Source organism: Mesorhizobium sp. M1365 (genome assembly GCF_040317865.1).
Lineage (GTDB): Bacteria > Pseudomonadota > Alphaproteobacteria > Rhizobiales > Rhizobiaceae > Mesorhizobium.
The window spans coordinates 7,501-8,962 of record NZ_JAMYLG010000080.1 but is presented as its reverse complement, the minus strand read 5'-3'; the positions used below and the strand labels follow the sequence as shown (position 1 = coordinate 8,962).

Genomic DNA, 1,462 nt, shown 5'->3' with positions numbered 1-1,462 from the left:
CGGGTTTGGGCATTGTGGGGGCGCGGATGGGCGCTGGTGGTAGCCCCGGTGGCGCCCGCGGTCATGACGGCGGTCGAGGACAAGGATACGGGTGCGGCCTCGGGCATCAACAACGCCGTCTCGCGCATCGGCGGCCTGATTGCCGTGGCGGCGATGGGATCGCTGGCGGCCTGGGTCTATGCTGGCGTGCTCGGCACCGCTGCCGGCTCCGGCATTCCGGGTTTCGGCGAACCGCCGCCAGCCGGCCTGGCGCCCGGCCTCGATGCGGCACGACTTGCCGCCAGCGACGCGGCATTCGCCGCCGTTGCCGCGGTGACCGCGGTGCTTTGCCTGCTTTCGGCAATCGCCGCGTGGACGACGGTTTCCGGCGAGCGGCTGCCATGGGCGCGCGACACGGCGAATCAGCACGGCTGACGACGAAAAACGTCGGCTCAGCCTTCGATCTTGGCGCTCGCGACCTTCAACTGGTTGCTGTCTTCCTGCTTGAGCAGGTCGTCGATGCGTTCGCGCTCGCGCTTGAAGGCGACGAGGTCGTCGCCCTTCAGCGTCTTGCCGACCGGTAGGCGGACGCGCATCGAATCGACCTTTGTGCCGTTGACGATCAGTTCGTAATGAAGATGCGGACCGGTGGAGAGGCCGGTTGAGCCGAGATAGCCGATAACCTGACCCTGGCGAACGCGAACACCCGGCTCGATGCCTTTGGCAAAGGCGCTCTGGTGATTGTAGGACGTCTCGTAGCCATTGGCGTGACGCAAGATGATCTGCTTGCCATAGCCACCGGCCCAGCCGGCTTTTTCGACGACGCCATTGCCCGCGGCAATGATCGGCGATCCCACGGGAGCTGCCCAGTCGGTGCCGGTATGCATTTTCACATACCCCAAAATGGGGTGGCGCCTGGCACCGAACCCTGACGTAAATCGGCCATTGGGCAACGGATTGCGCAGCAGAAACTGCTCGGCGCTGCTACCATTTTCGTCGAAGTAGTCGGTGCTGCCGTCCTGCATCTGGAAACGGTAGAAATTTCGCGTCGTGCCGCCGAAAGTCGCGGAGACGTAAAGCAGCTCGGATTCGTCAGACGCCTGGTCGTCGCCATCGGGCTGCGAGAACAGCACCTCGATGCGGTCCGTGGGATTGAGGCGCGACTGAAAGTCGACACTGGATGCCAGCAACTTGATCAGTCGTTGCGTCATCGCCTTGGACATGCCGTAGGAATAGGCGGTGCGGTAGATGCCGTCATAGACGTTCGGCAGATTGCCGCGCACTACGGGCGCAGGCGAATCGTCGAACGCCGTCAGCAATTCGGGATTTGGCTCCGGCTCCTGCGCCGGCACGTACTGGTCGTGGTCGTCGAGTGCGATGGTGACGATGTGCTGGGTCCTGTCGTACACGCTGGTGCGAACGATCTTGGCGGCGTCGCCATGGACCTCAAGCCCAACGCGCAGCACGGTTCCTGCCTTGAGGG

1 protein-coding gene and 1 pseudogene (1 of these 2 cut by a window edge) are annotated in these 1,462 nt (G+C 64.0%); one reads left to right on the top strand and one right to left on the bottom strand.

Annotated elements, in window-relative coordinates:
- A pseudogene (locus tag NKH04_RS32455) lies at nt 1–414 on the top strand (MFS transporter); the annotation flags it as partial.
- Nucleotides 415–431: 17 nt separating this feature from the next.
- Here NKH04_RS32455 and NKH04_RS32450 read toward each other — a convergent pair.
- A protein-coding gene (locus NKH04_RS32450) for a M23 family metallopeptidase (protein WP_352475052.1) crosses the window boundary here: on the bottom strand, nt 432–1,462 show its 3' portion. It continues 928 nt past the right edge of the window; only the last 1,031 of its 1,959 coding nucleotides appear in the window; the start codon falls outside the window, past its right edge; the stop codon is at nt 432–434.